Source organism: Burkholderia sp. BCC1999, assembly GCF_905339975.1.
GTDB lineage: Bacteria > Pseudomonadota > Gammaproteobacteria > Burkholderiales > Burkholderiaceae > Burkholderia.
In genome coordinates this window covers 52,170-70,088 of record NZ_CAJPHP010000023.1, presented here as the reverse complement: position 1 = coordinate 70,088, position 17,919 = coordinate 52,170, and the positions used below count along the sequence as shown (strand labels likewise).

The following is a 17,919-nucleotide window of genomic DNA, read 5'->3' as shown; positions in this document are numbered from 1 at the left end:
GCCGTTGCGGCCGCGACGTCAGAGGGAGGCGCGCGGTGTCGTGGCGTAACGCCGCTCGTAGATCGACTGGCAATGCGTGCAGCGCTCGGCGGTCGGTCGCGCCAGCAGGCGCTCGTAGCCCACCGCGCCGTCGCAATCGATGCATTCGCCGTAGCTGCCGTCGCGCATCCGCTGCTGGGCGCGGCCGACCGCACGCAGCTCGGTCAGCTTCATGCCGATCAATGCATGATCGACGTCGACGAACAGATCCGCGTTCGCCTCGTCGCCCTCGTCCGGTGCCGCGCCGGCAAGGTCCGCATAGGATTCCGACGCGCGCTGGTCTTCACTCGTGCGGATCTCCGCACGCAGCGTCTGCTCGCTCTCGTTCAGCCGCTGTTTCAGCGTCTGCCGTTGTTGTTGGTCGAGCGCCATGGTCGTCTCTCCTGTTCCGGGTTCCGCGCGAAAAAGTGCGGCGCGCGGTGTCGCGCCGGTGCGCGGCGAAGCAGCGTCACCGCCATGGCCGCGCGTCCGGATGCGCGCCCGGCAGCATGAAGCGCAGGACGCATTCGACGCAGGATAAACCCATTGAACACGCGTGTGTTGACCGGAATCAGCGTGCAGGCCGAGCGGCCGAAAATCGGGGACGGACGCGAAAACCCGACATCGCCGGATTCGTCTGACGCAGGCGCCGCCGGCATCGATCCAGCCGTTGCGCGGGACTGCGTCACCGCGCGTCAGGCATCGGCACGGACGATGTCTAGCAACGCGCGCGCCGAGCGCTGCCAGCTGTACTGCTGCGCATGCTCGCGACCCATCGTGCGCAGCCGCGTGCGCAGTTCGGGCTCATCCATCACGCGCGCGATGGCGGCCGCGATGTCCGGCGGCGAATAGGCATCGCAGAACAGCGCGCCCCCACTGCAGACTTCCGGCAGCGAACCCTCGTGCGAAACGATGACGGGGCACCCGCATCGCATCGCCTCGAGCGGCGGCAGTCCGAATCCTTCGTACAACGATGGAAAAACGAAACATCCCGCGTGCTCGTACAGCGCCTTCAGTTCGCCGTCGGTCACGTAACCGGCCCACGTGACGTACGGATCGTCTTCGCGCAGGCCGGCCTCGCGTACACCGAATATCTTCGCATTCGCGCCGCCCGCGATCACGAAGCGCAACGTCGGGTGCGACGTGCGCATCAACGCTATCGCGGCCAGCGCGCGCCCGAGATTCTTGCCGGGCGCGAGCGAGCCGACGAACAGCACGTAGCCGTCCGTCTCGAGATTCAGGCGCGACAGCACGCCGGGATCGGCATCGATCCGGTCGATATGATCGACTGCGCCCGGCACGACGGACAGGCGCGCCGGCGGCACACCCAGGCGCGCGGCCAGCCGCGCCCGCGAAAAATGCGACACCGTCACGATATGGCGCGCGCGCCGCTTCAGAATGGAGAACGCGAAGCGGTACCACAGACGGAACGCGAGCGAATAGCCGGCCGGCAGATCGAAGATCGCCGCGTCGTGAATCATCACCAGCTGATCGCGTTTCGCCAGCGGGCCGATGTTGCACAGGCTCAGCAGGGTCCGGCCGCGCGTCGTGCGCGGCAGTGTCCATTGTTCCCACAGCGCACCGTGCCGGCGCCCGGTGGTCTGCGGCCGTGCGCCGGCCGGCATGGCCGCCGGATCGTGATCGGCCGGCACGACGAGCGACGGTTCGTCGCCGGCGCTCGCGATGCGCGCAAGTTCGGCCGTCAGTTCGTATGCCACGCGCTGAACGCCCGTCATGCGCTGCGCGGTAAATTTCCCGTTGACTGCGAGGCCGCGCAACCGCGCGGTGTGCGCGGCTGTGCCGACGCCCCGTTCCGCGCGCGTGTCCTGCAGTACCGGTGCGCTTCGCTCCCGAATCGACGTTGACATGATCGTGACTGTTCCGATGGCTGCGACGCGAAGAAGCGTCGCCGGACACTCCGCGGCGCGGAATGCTGCTGTGCCGTCAGTGTGTCCGCCTCCATCGTTCCGGTCGGTACGTTCGACCGCACAACACACGGCTTTCCTGACGTTTCGTCATCCTCAGAAAGCGTTGCGCCCGATGAAGCCGCGCACGATCGTCAACAGGATGATCTTCATGTCGAACCAGAAGCTCCAGTTCTGCATGTAGAAGAGATCGAACTTCACGCGCGCCGCCATCGCCTCGACCTTGCGCGTCTCGCCGCGGTAGCCGTTCACCTGCGCCCATCCGGTGATGCCCGGACGCACGCGATAGCGGTACATGTAGCAGTCGATCAGTTGACGATAGAGGTCGTCGTGTTCGATTGCGTGCGGACGCGGCCCGACGACCGACATCTGCCCGAACAGCACGTTGAAGAACTGCGGCAGCTCGTCGAGCGACGTGCGCCGCAGGAAGGCGCCGACACGCGTGATGCGTGCATCGTTGCGCGACGCCTGCCGCAAGACGCCCGGCTGCGCGCGATGCACACGCATCGTCCGGAACTTCAGGATGTCGAACTCGCGGCCGTCCACGCCCTTGCGGCGCTGCCTGAACAGCACGGGCCCCGGCGACGACAGCTTGACCGCGACGGCCAGCATCGACAGCAGCGGCAGCAACGGAATCAGCACGCCGAACGCGAACAGCCGGTCGAACGCGAACTTCGCCCACAGCTCCGGCGCAGAGCTCGGCGTGGTCGCGAGATTGATCGCCGGCATGCCGAGCACGTCGGTCGCCGAGCGATCGACGACCGCCATCTGCCGCACGTCGGGCAACAGCCGCAGCTCGACGAATTCGTCGCGCAACTCGCGCACGATGCGCTGGATCCGCCATTCGTGCGACATCGGCAGCGTCAGCCACACTTCGTCGATCTGGCCGCTGCGGATCATGTCGCGCAGCGTGGTCCAGTCGTCGATCACCGGCACGCCGCCGATGCCGACCGCGGCGGCCGGCGCGTCGTCATCGAAGACGCACGCCGCCACGAACGGGCTGCTCGGCGCGAGCTGCATCCGCTCGATCGCCACGCGCCCGTACGCCGTTGCGCCGACCACGGCGACCCGGCGTTGCCGCGCTCGCGGGTCGTCGCGCGTCAGCACAAATGCCAGCAGCGCGGCGCGACCGAGCAGCAACGCCGCGCCGCCGGCCAGCACCGTATCCACGATCCAGCGTGCCGTGACCGTGCCGCCGCGATTCATGATCCACATCGTGCCGGCCACCGTCAGCACGCTCGCGCAGACGACCGCCACCAGCGTCTGCGTCAGCACGTGCGCACCGCCCTGCACCGTCACGCCACCGCGCACGGTGCGCAGGTAGCGCGGCAGCAGCGCCACCGTCAGCACGCACAACAGTGCGATCGCGCCACGCTGCGCATCGGACAGCCCGTGCCACGCCAGGCCGGACGCGACTTGCGCCGCAAGCGCCCCCGCCAGCACGAGCACGACGTCGACTGCCGCGATCGCGGCACGTCGCAACGTATTCGTTCCACCAGACATCGACTGCATCGTTACGCACCATGCGCCGGGAATCCGCAACGCACCTCCGGCATGCGCGGGCGAACCGGCGCCTGCCTCGCATTCCCGCGCGCCCCGAGCAACCGGCGATAGTCGGCGCGAATCAGGTCGTAGCATTCACACGAGTGATGTTCGAGACCGTCGCGGTCGAGCACCGTGATGCGACCGCGGCGCTGCCGGATCAGCCCGGCTTCCTGCAGGTTGCCGGCTGCCTCCGTCACGCCTTCGCGCCGCACGCCGAGCATGTTCGCGATCGTCTGCTGCGTGACGGCCAGCTCGTCGCCGTCGATCCGGTCGTGCGCGAGCAGCAGCCAGCGGCTCAACTGCTCGCTGACCGAGTGATGCCGGTTGCACAGTGCGCTGCGCGAGATCTGCGCCATCGCCGCCTGGCAGTAGTTGAGCAGCAGCCGGTACGTCTCCGGCGATCGCTCGAATTCAGCCCGCATCACGCAGCTCGGCACGCGATACGCCATCCCGCCGATGCGCACCTCAACCCGGCTCGACGCCGCGACGCCACCGACCAGCGTCCCGAGGCCGACCACGCCTTCACGGCCGACCACCGCCACTTCGACCATCGCACCGTCCTCCATCAGGTGCTGCACCGACATCATCGATGTCGTCGGAAAATACAGATGGCGCATCGGCTCGCCAACCCGGTCAAGCATCCCGGCCTTGATCCGGACGAGTTCCAGATGCGGTGCGATGGTGCGGATGCTGTCCTCCGGAAGTGCATCGAGGATGGCGTTCGCCGTGTAGCTCGAGTGAAGATGAAGCATGTCTGTATCCCTTTTATTGTCCGCGCCGCCTGCAGCCCCATGCACGGAATTCGTTATCGCGATGCGCGTCCGGACGTTGACAGCGGTTGCGGCCCACAACCCTGATTCCGACCGACCATCGACTCGTTACCGCCGGATCGAGTCGACCGTCCCGTTTCGACACGCGAATTCGAATAAGCGATTTACGTGCCAATACCCGCCCATCCTTAATATATGAATCACGCCTGATTTAGATCCCCGGAATACTCGGCCTCGCACCATAAAAAACGTCTCATTTCCGGACACTCTTCCGGCCATGGACACAGCAAGTGATTTGACTGATCAATTGAAGGGCGTGAAGCCAGGGCAAACAGATCGGACCGCGAGGCTTGTCGTTCATATACTTACAGCCGATTTTCAATTGTTTCCGTGACGTCGCGAACATCGCTTTCCGGCGCCACGACGCTTCACACGCTCGTTTGAAACTGTCTCAAATTTGAATCGGCACACGCATTCCGCGCTCTGTCATCTACCGCACACATCTCGCACAAACCATTGATCCTGCTGGACATTTATGCGCGCCCCGCTTATTTGTCAAATAATGTTCAATGTATGCCTGATGATTTTCACGTACGCTTGGCACCGTGATCCGATTGATTCCCGATCGACATTGAATACCCAACCTGCACCGTATTCCGTTTCGGGATGATTAATTCAACGGAGATGAATCATTAAATCTACATGACGTTTCCGCTCAAGCAAAATCGTCAAACTTTGTGAAATGACGTAATGTGCAATTGATCGATTTCAATCGCGTGCTAGCCTTTTTGCAGCGTCGTCATTCGATTTTCAATGAACAAAAGTCCGCACGATCGTGCTAATTCCCGTTTCTCCGGGACCGCCACGACGACGCGCGACCGCCACCCTACGAGGATGTGCCGTGACTCTCCAGGCCCACGACGCCGTCGCCCATGCGAACGGCATGATCGAGCTTTCCCACAGCTTCGATGCCAACCGGTTTCTCGCGGCCATCGACCGCGACGAACTCGCCACGCTGGCGCCCCACCTTCAGCTCGTCCACCTGAAATCGGGGCAAGTGCTGTGCGAACCCGGTGAAATGCTCACCGCGGTGTACCTGCCCGTCACGACGGCAATCTCGCTGCAGTACGTGTCCTCCGGCGGCATGACGCTGGAAGTCGCGGAGATCGGCAGCGAGAGCGTGGTCTGCGACGACGTGATCGGCGGCAGCGGCCGGATGCCTTGCCGTGCGGTGGCCTGCCGCGACGGCTTCGTCTACCGGCTCGACCGGCGCGTATTCGCCGCCGCATTCGACACGTCGCCGGTGATCCGTCATCTCGTGTTCGTCTGCGTGCGGCTGCTGATGGCGCAGGTGTCGCAGATCACGTTCTGCAGCCGCCATCACGTGCTGAAACATCAGCTATGCCGATGGTTCCTGCTCGCGTACGACCGCACGCGCAGCATCGAGATCCAGGTGACGCACAGCATGCTCGCGCAAATGCTCGGCGTGCGGCGCGAAACCGTCACGGATGCCGCGGGCGAAATCCAGAAGCTCGGCCTGATCCGCCAGTACCGCAGCTCGATCGAGCTCGCCGACCTCGACGGCCTCGAAAAGATGTCGTGCGGCTGCCGCGCGATCGTGCGCGACGAAATGAAGCGCATCCTGTCGGCCGATTCGGGCGTGCCGGCTGCATCGCGCGCGTGATCGGCGGCCGGGCGCAGCGTGGTGCTGCGGCACCGCAAGCGTGCCGGGTCAGCTGTTTGTAGGGTGGCGAACAGAACGCCGTGCCTGCCAATGGTCTACTGATGCCGGACTGCCGGGGGGACGTCAGCGCACATCGCGCGTCTGCCCGAGCAGACGACACCATGCACGCCGGAGCAGCACGTGAAAAACGAAATCAGAACCATCCTCAAGCACGTCGCCCACCTTGAAGCCGCCATCGATTCGATCGGCGACGGGGACGACCTCTACGAAGCGGGCCTCTCCTCGCTCGACACGATCCAGCTGATGCTCGCGATCGAGAAGCAGTTCAACATCGAGATTCCCGACGAGATGCTGAACCGCAACCTGTTCCGCAGCATCGACGCACTCGCGGACACGATCGCCACACTCCAACGCACCGAGCATTCGGCATGAGCGCGCTGCTTCCGGAACTCGCGGCCGACAGCGAATCGCATCGGCTCGACGAGGCCGCGCACGCCGTCGCACAGATCGCCGCGCAACATGCGGATGCGGTCGATCGCGACGCGCGCTGCCCCGTCGAGGCGATCGAGGCGATGCGCGCGCGCCGGTTGCTCGGCGCGATGGTGCCGTCCCATCTCGGTGGTGCGGGCGCGTCGCTGGAAGACATCGCGTCGGCCTGCTCGATTCTCGGCCAGGCCTGCGCGTCGTCGGCGATGGTGTTCGCGATGCACCAGATCCAGGTCGCGTGCATCGTCGACCATGCTGCCGACCAGGGCTGGCACAAGCTGTTCCTGCAGCAGCTCGTGCGCCACCAGTGGCTGCTCGCATCGGCCACGTCGGAAGACGGCGTCGGCGGCAACCTGCGCGCGAGTCAGTGCGCGCTCGAAACCGACGGCGGCGGGTTCCGGCTGCACAAAGCCGCGCCGACGATCTCGTATGGCGACTACGCGGACGGCATCCTCGCGACCGCGCGACGCGACGCCGACGCACCGGCTTCCGAGCAGGTGCTCGTCACGCTGCTGCGCGACGGCTATACGCTCACGCGCCGCGGCGAATGGGACACGCTCGGGATGCGCGGCACCTGCAGCAACGGCTTCGTGCTCGATGCACAAGGTGCCGCCGTGCAGTGCCTGCCGGTCCCGTTCGCGAAGATCGCCGAAGAAACGATGGTGCCGGTCTCGCACATCCTGTGGGCCGCGGTATGGGTCGGCGTGGCCGGCGACGCGTTCCATCGCGCACACCAGTTTTTCCGTGCGCAGGCGCGCCAGACCGACGGCGCGCCGTCGCCCGCGGCGCGACGCATCGCCGAATCGCTCGCGCTGATGCAGGCGATGCAGGCCCGCGTCGACGCCGTGCTGCGCCTCCATGCGAACGCGGCGTCGGGCTCGTGGTCGGCCGGCATGGCCCGGGCCGCCGAGATCAACACGCTGAAGACCTACGTGTCGACGACCGCGCTCGAAGTCGCGCACCAGGCGATGATGATCTGCGGGATGGCCGGCTACAAGCAAGGCACGCCGTTCAGCATCGGCCGCCACATTCGCGACCTGCTCGCGGCGCCGCTGATGATCAGCAACGACCGCATTGCCGCCAATACTGCGAGCCTGCTGCTCGCGCTGCGTCCTGCGACGCTGGAGAAACATTCGTGAACGACCGCCTCGCCGTACCTTCCACCACCGCCACACCAGCCGACGCGCCGCTCGACCGCGCAGGCGTCAATCCGCTGCGCGATGAACTGATCGACGCGGGCCTGCTGGTCTCGACCGGCATCCAGGGCCTGTTCGGCCGCAGCGAACGATTCGAGCGCGTCGTCGAAGCGCTCGACGCATTCGTCACGCGTATCGGCGCCGACCAGCAGGCCGAAGTGCTGCGCTTCCCGCCGGCGATGAGCCGCCTCGAGTTCGAGCGCAGCGAATACATGAAGAGCTTCCCGCAGCTCGCGGGCAGCGTGCATGCGTTCTGCGGCGACGAGCATCAGCACCAGCGCCTGTTGCAGTGTCTCGATCGCGGCGACGACTGGACCGAAAACCAGAAGCCGACCTACGTCGTGATGACGCCGGCCGCGTGCTACCCCGTCTACCCCGTCGTCGCACGTGCGGGCGCACTGCCCGCCGACGGCCGGATCGTCGACGTGTTCTCGTACTGCTTCCGGCACGAGCCGTCGCTCGACCCGACCCGCATGCAGCTGTTCCGGATGCGCGAGTACGTGCGGATCGGTACGCCCGAACAGATCGTCGCGTTCCGCGAAACGTGGATCGAGCGCGGCACGCGGATGATCGAGGCGCTGCGCCTGCCGAACGCGATCGATCTCGCGAACGATCCGTTCTTCGGACGCGGCGGCAAGATCGTCGCGAACAGCCAGCGCGAGCAGAACCTGAAGTTCGAGCTGCTGATCCCGATCGAGCGCGACGACCGCCAGACCGCATGCCTGAGCTTCAACTACCACATGGACCATTTCGGCCTGCTGTGGAACATCCGCACCGCGACGGACGACGTCGCGCACACGGGCTGCGTCGGCTTCGGTCTCGAGCGGCTCACGCTCGCGCTGTTCCGCCACCACGGCTTCGACATCGAGGCGTGGCCGAGCGACGTGCGCGACGTCCTGTGGGGCGCGCGATGAAATTCGTTTCCCGCGACGGCGAAGACGCGTCGTTCGAGGATGTGCGTCATCGCGCACGCCACTACCGGCCGCACCCGCTGCATAGTCAGGAGATGGTCTGGAAGCAGACCAACTGCTACGTCGACATGTGGCTCGAGGTGCTCCGGTGGTGGGGCCTGAATCCGTACGCGGCGCTGCCGTTTACGATCGCGCTCGACTTCGAGGGCGACCAGTTCACGTTCTTCAAGTTTCCACACGACGAACTGGAGCGGCTCTACGGGATCGTCGTGCAGGAACACTCGATCTACGAGCCGCTCGACCAGCACATCGAGACGCAGGTCGCGCGCGGCCACCTGATGATCGTCGAGGTCGACGCGTGGTTCCTGCCCGACACGCGCGGCAGCAGCTACCGCACGCAACACACGAAGACGACGATCGGCATCGACGCCATCGACCGCGTGAAGCGCCAGATCGGCTATTTCCACAACAGCGGCTACTACGTGGCCGAGGATTTCGACTACAACGGGCTCGTCGGTGGCAGCTCGCCGATGACGCTGCCGCCGTACGTCGAATGCGCGAAACGACGATTTACGCCGCTCGGCGAGCGCGAACTCTGCGACGCATCGCTCGCCGCGCTGCAGCGTCACCTGCGGCGCCTGCCGGTCGTCAATCCGATCGCCGCGTTCCGGCGGCAGTTGCAGACCGACGCGCGCACCCTTGCCGATTCGCCGCTCGAGCACTTCCACGCGTACTCGTTCAATTCGGTGCGGCAGCTCGGCGCGAATTTCGAACTGTTCGGCCATTACGCGCGCTGGCTGCAGGCCAGCGGCTGCGTCGGGCCGTTCGCCGAGATTCGCGCGGCGTGTGACCGCATCGCGTCCGAAGCGATGGTGCTGGAATTCCGGCTCGCGCGCGCCTGCGCGCGCGGCAAGGAAGAACGCGGCGATTCGACGCTCGAGGCGATCGAGGCCGCGTATGCCGACCTCGTCGCGTGCGCGCGCCAGATCGGCTCGCCGCTGCGGCATGTCGCACCCGTGCGCAGCGATGCGGCGCCCGTGCCGGTCATGCGGTGACGCGCGCGCGCAGCCTGCCCGCATGGTCGATGCTCGCGACGGCCGCGGGCGCCATGCACGAACCGCGTGACCTGCCTGGCAACGACGGCGACTGGATCGCGGCGCCCGTACCCGGCACGGTTGCGCAGGCGCTCACACTGGCCGGCCGGCCCGACGACGCGCGCTCGCTCGACGAGCGCGACCACTGGTACCGGATCGAACTGCGCGGGCACGGGCCGCGCGTGTTGCGCTTCCACGGTCTCGCCACGCTCGCGCAAGCCTGGCTCGACGACACGCCGATCCTCCGTTCCGACAGCATGTTCGTCGCGCACGACGTCCCTGTATCGCTCGACGGCACGCACCGGCTGACGCTCTGCTTCCGTGCACTCGCGCCGCACCTGCGCGACGTGCGCGCGACGCGTCGTGCGCGCTGGCGCACACGGCTCGCCGAGCCGGCCGCGCTGCGCACGGTCCGCACGTCGCTGTTCGGGCACATGCCGGGCTGGTTCCCGCCGGTTGTCCCGGCCGGCCCGTGGCGGCCCGTCGACGTACTCGATCCGGCCGATGGCCCCGCTCTGGTCGATACCAGCCTGCAGGCGCGCATCGAAGGCGACACGGGTTGGCTCGACGCGGAACTGACGTTCGCCGCGCCGCTGTCCGACAGCGTCGCGGCGCGGCTGTCGTGCGGCGAACATCAAGCGACGCTCGAACGCGCCGGTGCCGACCGGCTGCGCGCAAGCGTCGCCATCCCCAACGTTCGCCGCTGGTGGCCGCATACGCACGGCGAGCCCGCACTCTACGAGATCACGTTGCATATCGGCGACGAACGGCGGCCGCTCGGTTCGACCGGGTTCCGCACGATCGAGATCGACGGCGGCGCCGACGGCAAGGGTTTCGGGCTGCGCATCAACGGCGTGCCGGTGTTCGCGCGCGGCGCGTGCTGGAGCAGCGCTGCCCCGCTCACGCTGCACGCGGACGACGCGGCCTACGGCCGCCTGCTCGGGCTCGCACGCGACGCCGGCTTCAACATGATCCGCGTCGGCGGCACGATGACCTACGAGGCCGACGCATTCCACGCCTGGTGCGACCGGCTCGGGCTGCTGGTCTGGCAGGACTTCATGTTCGCGAACTTCGACTACGCGCTCGACGACCCCGCGTTCGCGGACAACGTCGACCGCGAGGCCGATCAATTTCTCGCGCGCCGCGGCGCCTCGCCGTCGCTTGCGGTGCTGTGCGGCGGCAGCGAGATCGCGCAACAGGCCGCGATGTCGGGGCTCGGACCGAAGCAGCGCTTTCTCGAACTGACGGCCGACCGTCTGGCCGGCCATGCGGCCACGCGACGCCCCGACGTCCCGTACGTGCCCGATTCGCCCGACGGCGGCGTGCTGCCGTTCACGCCTCGGGAACGGGTGTCGCACTACTACGGCGTCGGCGCGTACCTGCGCCCGCTGGACGACGCGCGTCGCGCGGACGTGCGCTTCGCGAGCGAATGCCTCGCGTTCTCGAACGTGCCGTGCGATGCGACGCTCGCGGAGCTCGGCTGGCCCGGCGTGCACGAGCCGCGCTGGAAAGCGGCCGTGCCGCGCGACCCCGGCACGTCGTGGGACTTCGAGGATATCCGCGACCACTATCTGCAGACGCTGTACGACGTCGCGCCCGACCGGCTGCGGCGCGAGGATCCGGCCCGCTACTTCGAGCTGTCGCGTGCGGTGATCGCGGACCTGATGCGCGAGACGTTCTCCGAGTGGCGGCGCACCGGCTCACGCTGCGCCGGTGCGCTCGTGTGGCAGTTCCAGGACGTGATGCCCGGCGCCGGATGGGGCGTGATCGACGCCGCGCAACGACCGAAATCGGCGTGGTATGCGCTGCGGCAGGTGCTGCAGCCGGTCCAGGTGCTGCTCGTCGACGAAGGCTTGAACGGGCTCGACGTGCACGTGGTCAACGAGCGCCCGGCGCCGCTGTCGGCGGCGATCGAGCTGGTCGCACTGCGCGACGGCCGCACGCCGGTCGCGCGGGCCGGCGGCCCGGTGCGGATCGCCGCGCACGACACCATGCGGATCGGCTCGGCCGATCTGCTCGGCCGCTTCTTCGACTGGACCTATGCGTACCGCTTCGGGCCCTGCGAACACGATACCGTCGTCGCGACATTGCGCGCCGACGACGGCACGCTGTTGTCGCAGGCGTTCCATTTCCCGTCCCGCACGCATCCGGCCGTGCTGGCGCGCCGCGAACTCGGGATCGAGGCGTGCGTGTCGCGCACGGGCGACACGTGGCACGTCGACATCGACACGCGGCACGTCGCGCGCCACGTGCAGATCGACGCGCCGGGATTCATGCCGCGCGACGACTGGTTCCACCTCGCGCCCGGCACGCCGGCTCGGGTCGCGCTCGTTCCGCTGCGCACCACCGGGAACGACCCGGCGACCGGCGACAATGTGCCGCCCGTGGTGGAAATCCGTGCAGTGAATGCCGCGCGCGCGGTGCGCGCCACGCAGGCCGGTTGATGCAACGCTCGCGGCCGCTTCGTGCCGCGAGCGTGTTCCATCCCGTATCGATCCGGCCGCTCAGTCGGACGAACCCGTACCGCGTGGCCGCTCGATGCCGTATGCCTCCATCCAGCGATACAACGTCGCACGCGACACGCCGAGCTCGCGCGCGGAGGCCGCGACGCGGCCGCGCGTGCGCAGCAACGCGGTTTCGATCGCCTCGCGCTCGATCGATTTGCGGATGTCCGCCACCGACGGCGACGCCGCATCGAGACAGTATTCGAGTTCGAGATCGCGTGCGGTGATCAGGCGCCCTTCCGTCATCACGACCGCACGGCGCACCCGGTTGATCAGTTCGCGGACATTGCCCGGCCAGTCGTGCTTGTACAGTGCGGTGATCGCATCGGTCGAGAAACCGCGCACGCGATGGCGCGCATCGCCACGGAAACGTTCGAGCATGTGATGCGCGAGCAGTTCGATGTCCTTGCCGCGTGCCCGCAGTGGCGGCTGGTCGATGCGCATCACGCACAGGCGGTGGAACAGGTCGGCGCGAAAGCGCCCTTCCTCCATCGCGTCGCGCAGGTCGACGTGCGTGGCCGACACGATCCGGACATCGACCGGCACCGGGTCGCTGCCGCCGAGGCGATGAATCGACCGCTCCTGCAGAAAGCGCAACAGGCTCGCCTGGCTCTCGTGCGGCAGGTCGCCGATCTCGTCGAGCAGCAGCGTGCCGCCGTTCGCGGCTTCGACATAGCCGATCTTGCGCGCGTTCGCGCCGGTAAATGCGCCGCGCTCATAGCCGAACAACTCGGATTGCAGCAGATGCGGCGGAATCGCGCCGCAGTTGACCGCGACGAACGGGCCGTTGCGCCGTTCCGAATGGCGATGGATGGCGACGGCCGTCAGTTCCTTGCCGGTGCCCGTTTCGCCGAACACGAACACCGGGGCGTCGGTGCGCGCGAAACGCCGCACCGTATCGAACAGCCGCAGCATCGCGCTGCAGGTGCCGACGATACCCTTCTCTTCCGATTCGAGCTGTTCGCGGTCGCGTGCGAACAGGCACTCCATGCCGTACGCATGGCCGACCGTATCGGCGATCCGCTGATGCGACGCGGGCAGCGTGACGTAGTCGAAGCAGTAGTCGCGCAACAGCGCGCGCACGTTCGGCGATGCGGTCTGGCCGACGTCGACGAGCGCGACCCACACGACGTCGCGCATCGACGCGCAGGTCGACGCGATGCTGCCGATCGCATCGGCATGACCGCCGCTGAGATCGAGAATGCCGCAGGTGATTTCGCCGGACGTTTCGCGCAACTCGTTCGCGTGCGCGACGACCGACACTTTCCAGTCGCGACGCGACAGTTCCTTTCGCAGCATCACGGACGGCGACTGCGTCCAGTAGATCAGCGGACGCTGCCCATTACCGCTCCCCGCGCCGGCGCTCTTATCGCGCGTTATTGGCATATTCATAACGAACCATCACTTTCTCCACTCCGCGACCCGTTCGCGTGCGCTGCGGCCGGCGGCGCATGGCCGCCTTTCCGCGCTGCGTTTCCGCAGCCTTGGCGAAGATCGAAACTGCACACGGCGAGCCCCCCGGAGGTCGAGCCGGATGTCATCCGGCCTCGTTGTCATCGAACTCGAACGGAACGCGCGGCTGCGGGAGCCACGACGTTCCGGCTTTGAAGCGACCCGCCGTCAGGCGGGGCACGTCGGCAAACGTAACTTCCATCCGCATGTGCGTCGCGTCGTACACGACAGTCGCGCCCGATGCTGAACCGGATGGCGGCCAACCCGCTCGCGGAATGACCGCTGCATTTCATCCGTTCGTGAATTTACACCCCGTTTCGCGATGGTCTTGTTACCAAAAGATAATCCTGAATCAGCCGGTTACGCAGCCGGTCGCCCCGCGCGACACACCTTTGGTCACTGAGATTTGATTATCTATGAGCATTCCCGTCAATCAGTGGCAAATACTACTTTTCAGCAAGATAACCACGAATGATTGCGCGCGATTTACACCGAAATCCGCGAAAAAGACCGGCACCGCATGCCACGCACCGCATAATCGCGCGCAGCGCCGGACGGCCACGCCGCCTCGAGACGGCGTGCGGTGCGTGCAGCCGTTACATGCCGTAATCAGCCGGCGCGGTCGCCGCTCAGGTTCGCAGCGCCGTCTCGTCATGCCGGGCCGGCCGATCGCGCATGCCGTCCTCGCTCGGAGCGTCGTCTTCCGGCGTGAAACCGGCCGGTCCGGCCATCTCCTCCTGCAACGCAGCATAGCCGTCCATCACGAAGCGTGTGAGCTCGTCCCGAAAGCGCGCCGAGCCGAAGCATTCGGCATTCGCCCGACACGCATGCGGGTCGATCGACCCGCGCGGCAGCGCTTCGAAACGGGCAAGCGCATCGAGCAGCGCGTCGACCGTCTGCGCGCGGTAGAACAGGCCCGTTGCACCGGCGCCCGGCCACGCGCGCACCGATTCGCGCACGCCGCCCTTGCCGTACGCGATCACGGGCGTGCCGCAGGCCTGCGCCTCGACCGGCGAAATGCCGAAGTCCTCTTCCGCCGCGAACACGAATGCGCGCGCACGCTGCAGGTGGTCGTGCAGCACGTCGAACGGCTGGTAGCCGAGCAGCGTGACGTTCGGCCCGGCGAGCGCGCGGATCTTCGCCATCTCCGGCCCGTCGCCGATCACGACGAGGTGGCGTTCCGGCGTACGCGAGAACGCGTCGACGATCAGGTCGATCCGTTTGTACGGCACGAGCCGTGATGCGGTCAGGTAGAACGCCTCCTTGTCCGAACGCAGCGACAAGTGGTCGACGTCGACCGGCGGATAAATCACCGTCGCATCGCGCCGGTAGGTCTTGCGGATGCGGCGTGCGATGAAGTGCGAATTCGCGGCCACGCGATCGACGCCGTTCGCCGAGCGCGCATCCCAGTTGCGGATGTAATGCAGCAGCGCCCGCGCGATCGCCGATTTCGGCCCGCGTGCGAGCCCGGCTTCGTTCAGGTATTGGTGCTGCAGGTCCCATGCATAGCGCACCGGCGAATGCACGTAGCTGGCGTGGAACTGGTCGGGACCGCTCAGCACGCCCTTCGCGACCGCATACGAGCTCGACAGCACGACGTCGTATGCCGACAGGTCGAACTGCTCGATGGCCAGCGGAAACAGCGGCAGATAGCTGCGGTAGCGAGTGCGCGCGAACGGCAGCTTCTGGATGAAGGACGTGCGCACCGCGCGGCCGCGCAGGCAATCACGATCCTCGAGGAAATCGACGAGGCTGTAGACATCGGCCTGGGGAAAGCAGTCGATCATGTGCGCCAGCACGCGTTCGGCGCCGCCAGGCACGACCAGCCAGTCGTGAACGATCGCAATCTTCAAGTACCGCTCCCGATTCTTCATTGACGTTCGATGTGGACGAGCCGCGCAACGCGGCCGTCATGCCGTGGCAATTATCGGAAAGCACCGCCACGAACGGTGTGTGCTACCGCACATTGCGCTGTTGTCGGTGCGCCGGGACCGTCGTACCGCACGCCAGCCGACAAACCGGAACGTGAGTGCGCTTTCGAACAGACCGGCGCGCGAGGTATCCGCATGATGATCCTCGCCGCACCGCACCGGACACACGCGTCCGTGCGGCACGGCGTGCTGAAGGTTTCACGCGAGGACCGCATCATGGAATGGCATTGTTGTGAATTCGAACATCTGAGCGCCGTCGATCTCTATGCAATCCTGCGCGCACGCAACGCCGTGCTGGTCGTCGAGGATGCGCATACGCATCTCGACATCGACGGCAAGGACGCGGGCGCATTGCACGTCTATGCAACCGTGCGCAACGGCGATACAGCGGAAGTCGCGGCCTACGCGCGCATCCTGCCCGGCGACGACATCGACCCGGACGTCGTGATCGACAAGGTACTGACGAGCGAAGCGTGCCGCGACGGCGATACGCTCGAGCACCTGCTCGAACGCGCACTGACCGCGGCGCTGGCCGCGTGGCCGGACGCCGCGCTGCGCATGCACGTCCCCGCACCGCGCCAGGCGTTCTACAAACGTTTCGGATTCCGCAAGGCATACGGACCGTATCTGGAACAGGGCGCGCCGTTCGTCGGCATGATCCGGCCGGCTGACCGCGCCGCCGGCGCGCTGCGCCAGCTGCTGTCCCGGGCCGTTTCGACGGCCCGGCCCCGAACCGAAGACGCACGCGCCGACGGGCGCGTACACAACCGGCTGCCCGCCGATACCGGAGCCAACCGATGACCCGAACCCTACGCCCGGTTCCCGAACCCGATCTGCCACGCATCCTGCCGGTCATCCTGGCCGGCGGTTCCGGCACGCGCCTCTGGCCGCTGTCGCGCGAACAGTTTCCGAAGCAGCTGATCGAATTGACGTCGAACGAATCGCCGCTGTCGGCGACCGCGCGCCGCCTGAACGGCATCGCGAACGCCGCGCTGGGCGACACGCTGTTGCTGGTGTGCGGCGAACAGCATCGCATCATGAGCGCCGCGCAAGTGGTCGACCGTGCGGCGCCCGCGCGCATCCTGCTCGAACCCGCCGCGCGCAACACAGCGCCCGCGCTCACGCTCGCCGCACTCGACGCCAGCGCGCTCGAGGACGATCCCGTGCTCGCGGTGATGCCGGCCGATCACGTGATCGCCGACGTCGGCGCGTTCCAGGACGCGATCGCTCGCGCGGCACGTTACGCGCAGGAAGGCGCGATCGTCACGCTCGGCGTGCTGCCCCGCCGCGCGGAAACGGGCTACGGCTATATCCGGGTCGGCGAGCCGCGTACGAGCCGCCACGGCGGACAAGGCGGCTATTCGATCGGACGCTTCGTCGAGAAACCCGACGCGGCGCTCGCCGAGCGCTACCTGCAATCGGGCGACTACTGGTGGAACAGCGGGATTTTCGTCATGCGCGCATCGATCTGGCTCAAGGCGATACGCGCACTGGCGCCCGAAATCCATGCAGCCTGCGAATCGGCATGGCGCGCGGGCGTCGCCGAGGATCCGTTCTTCCGGATCGACGCGGAGGCCTTCGACGCCTGCCCGTCCGACTCGATCGACTACGCGGTCATGGAGCGCCTCGCCGACAGCAGCGAGCTCGGCATCGAAGGCATCGTGGTGCCGCTGTCGGCCGGCTGGTCGGACGTCGGCACGTGGGATGCGATCTGGGAAATCATGCCGAAGGACGATCACGGCAACGTCGCGCGCGGCCCGATCGTGTTCGAGGACACGCAGGACAGCCTCGTGCGATCCGAAGGCCGTCTCATCGCGTGCGTCGGGATGAAGGATGTCGTCGTGATCGAAACGCCCGACGCGGTGCTCGTCGCGAACAAACACGACGTGCAGCGCGTGAAGAACATCGTCGCACGCCTGAAGAGCGACCGGCGCCCGCAGGCGAGCGAACACCGCAAGGTGCAGCGTCCGTGGGGGCATTACGATTCGATCGATCTCGGCGAGCGGTTCCAGGTGAAGCGGATCGTCGTCGAACCGGGCAAGCGGCTGTCGCTGCAGATGCACTATCACCGCGCCGAGCACTGGATCGTCGTGCGCGGCACCGCGAAGGTGACCCGCGGCAACGAGACCTACCTGCTCAGCGAGAACGAGTCGACGTACATCGCCGTCGGCGAAGTCCATCGTCTCGAGAATCCCGGCCGGATTCCGCTGGAGATCATCGAGGTGCAATCGGGCAACTATCTCGGCGAAGACGATATCGTGCGCTTCGAAGACCAGTACGGACGCGCCGTCGTCGACACGCTGCCGGAACGGCACGCGGTGCCGCTCGCCGCGCGGGAACCGCAGGTGCAGGTGCAGGTGGCGGAGGGAGACGTCGTGCGGTAATCGCGGGCCACGCACGCCG

At 66.9% G+C, this 17,919-nt stretch carries 14 protein-coding genes; 8 read left to right on the top strand and 6 right to left on the bottom strand.

The annotated features are described in order from the left end of the window. Positions 1-18 precede the first annotated feature (18 nt). From U5809_RS27825 to U5809_RS27810, 4 genes are all read right to left on the bottom strand, one after another. A complete protein-coding gene (locus tag U5809_RS27825; protein ID WP_282510274.1) occupies positions 19-411 on the bottom strand; it encodes a TraR/DksA family transcriptional regulator in 393 nt (130 codons plus the stop codon). 302 nt (positions 412-713) lie between these two features. Further along, on the bottom strand, positions 714-1,886 hold the full coding sequence (locus U5809_RS27820) for a glycosyltransferase family 1 protein (protein ID WP_322088888.1): 1,173 nt from the start codon (positions 1,884-1,886) through the stop codon (positions 714-716). A gap of 153 nt (positions 1,887-2,039) precedes the next feature. After that, a complete protein-coding gene (locus U5809_RS27815; protein ID WP_322088887.1) occupies positions 2,040-3,446 on the bottom strand; it encodes an undecaprenyl-phosphate glucose phosphotransferase in 1,407 nt (468 codons plus the stop codon). A gap of 11 nt (positions 3,447-3,457) precedes the next feature. After that, a complete protein-coding gene (locus U5809_RS27810; protein ID WP_322088886.1) occupies positions 3,458-4,240 on the bottom strand; it encodes a Crp/Fnr family transcriptional regulator in 783 nt (260 codons plus the stop codon). A 919-nt stretch (positions 4,241-5,159) separates the two neighbouring features. Between U5809_RS27810 and U5809_RS27805 the strand changes: the two genes are divergently transcribed. The 6 genes from U5809_RS27805 to U5809_RS27780 all read left to right on the top strand — a co-directional run bounded on the left by U5809_RS27805 (position 5,160) and on the right by U5809_RS27780 (position 12,073). After that, on the top strand, positions 5,160-5,942 hold the full coding sequence (locus U5809_RS27805; protein WP_322088885.1) for a Crp/Fnr family transcriptional regulator: 783 nt from the start codon (positions 5,160-5,162) through the stop codon (positions 5,940-5,942). 180 nt (positions 5,943-6,122) lie between these two features. After that, positions 6,123-6,374 carry an acyl carrier protein gene (locus U5809_RS27800; protein ID WP_006490451.1) on the top strand — a complete coding sequence of 84 codons (252 nt, stop codon included), beginning with the start codon at positions 6,123-6,125 and terminating at the stop codon, positions 6,372-6,374. After that, complete coding sequence (locus U5809_RS27795; protein WP_322088884.1) at positions 6,371-7,567, top strand: acyl-CoA dehydrogenase family protein; 1,197 nt, start codon at positions 6,371-6,373, stop codon at positions 7,565-7,567. The genes U5809_RS27800 and U5809_RS27795 overlap by 4 nt, the downstream gene beginning before the upstream one ends. Continuing rightward, positions 7,564-8,538 carry an amino acid--[acyl-carrier-protein] ligase gene (locus U5809_RS27790; protein WP_322088883.1) on the top strand — a complete coding sequence of 325 codons (975 nt, stop codon included), beginning with the start codon at positions 7,564-7,566 and terminating at the stop codon, positions 8,536-8,538. The genes U5809_RS27795 and U5809_RS27790 overlap by 4 nt, the downstream gene beginning before the upstream one ends. Then, positions 8,535-9,590 (top strand): DUF1839 family protein, encoded by a 1,056-nt coding sequence (locus tag U5809_RS27785; RefSeq protein ID WP_322088882.1) that lies wholly within the window; start codon positions 8,535-8,537, stop codon positions 9,588-9,590. Before U5809_RS27790 ends, U5809_RS27785 begins: the two co-directional genes overlap by 4 nt. A gap of 29 nt (positions 9,591-9,619) precedes the next feature. Continuing rightward, complete coding sequence (locus U5809_RS27780) at positions 9,620-12,073, top strand: glycoside hydrolase family 2 protein (protein ID WP_415877965.1); 2,454 nt, start codon at positions 9,620-9,622, stop codon at positions 12,071-12,073. A gap of 60 nt (positions 12,074-12,133) precedes the next feature. Here U5809_RS27780 and U5809_RS27775 read toward each other — a convergent pair whose 3' ends face one another. Both U5809_RS27775 and U5809_RS27770 read right to left on the bottom strand, forming a co-directional pair. Further along, the gene (locus tag U5809_RS27775) at positions 12,134-13,525 is read right to left on the bottom strand and encodes a sigma-54 dependent transcriptional regulator (protein WP_282510292.1); all 1,392 of its coding nucleotides are present in this window, start codon (positions 13,523-13,525) and stop codon (positions 12,134-12,136) included. Positions 13,526-14,214: 689 nt separating this feature from the next. Beyond that, positions 14,215-15,438 carry a glycosyltransferase family 4 protein gene (locus U5809_RS27770; RefSeq protein ID WP_322088880.1) on the bottom strand — a complete coding sequence of 408 codons (1,224 nt, stop codon included), beginning with the start codon at positions 15,436-15,438 and terminating at the stop codon, positions 14,215-14,217. Positions 15,439-15,651: 213 nt separating this feature from the next. Between U5809_RS27770 and U5809_RS27765 the strand changes: the two genes are divergently transcribed. Both U5809_RS27765 and U5809_RS27760 read left to right on the top strand, forming a co-directional pair. Beyond that, positions 15,652-16,317 carry a drug:proton antiporter gene (locus U5809_RS27765; RefSeq protein WP_322088879.1) on the top strand — a complete coding sequence of 222 codons (666 nt, stop codon included), beginning with the start codon at positions 15,652-15,654 and terminating at the stop codon, positions 16,315-16,317. Next, complete coding sequence (locus tag U5809_RS27760) at positions 16,314-17,900, top strand: mannose-1-phosphate guanylyltransferase/mannose-6-phosphate isomerase (RefSeq protein WP_322088878.1); 1,587 nt, start codon at positions 16,314-16,316, stop codon at positions 17,898-17,900. The genes U5809_RS27765 and U5809_RS27760 overlap by 4 nt, the downstream gene beginning before the upstream one ends. Positions 17,901-17,919 lie beyond the last annotated feature (19 nt).

Bases quoted from the DNA above. Each gene is read 5' to 3' on its own strand.
- U5809_RS27825 (WP_282510274.1), bottom strand. From the start codon at position 411: ATGGCGCTCGACCAACAACAACGGCAGACGCTGAAACAGCGGCTGAAC.
- U5809_RS27820 (WP_322088888.1), bottom strand. From the start codon at position 1,886: ATGTCAACGTCGATTCGGGAGCGAAGCGCACCGGTACTGCAGGACACG.
- U5809_RS27815 (WP_322088887.1), bottom strand. From the start codon at position 3,446: ATGTCTGGTGGAACGAATACGTTGCGACGTGCCGCGATCGCGGCAGTC.
- U5809_RS27810 (WP_322088886.1), bottom strand. From the start codon at position 4,240: ATGCTTCATCTTCACTCGAGCTACACGGCGAACGCCATCCTCGATGCA.
- U5809_RS27795 (WP_322088884.1), top strand. From the start codon at position 6,371: ATGAGCGCGCTGCTTCCGGAACTCGCGGCCGACAGCGAATCGCATCGG.
- U5809_RS27785 (WP_322088882.1), top strand. From the start codon at position 8,535: ATGAAATTCGTTTCCCGCGACGGCGAAGACGCGTCGTTCGAGGATGTG.
- U5809_RS27780 (WP_415877965.1), top strand. From the start codon at position 9,620: ATGCTCGCGACGGCCGCGGGCGCCATGCACGAACCGCGTGACCTGCCT.
- U5809_RS27775 (WP_282510292.1), bottom strand. From the start codon at position 13,525: ATGAATATGCCAATAACGCGCGATAAGAGCGCCGGCGCGGGGAGCGGT.
- U5809_RS27765 (WP_322088879.1), top strand. From the start codon at position 15,652: ATGATGATCCTCGCCGCACCGCACCGGACACACGCGTCCGTGCGGCAC.
- U5809_RS27760 (WP_322088878.1), top strand. From the start codon at position 16,314: ATGACCCGAACCCTACGCCCGGTTCCCGAACCCGATCTGCCACGCATC.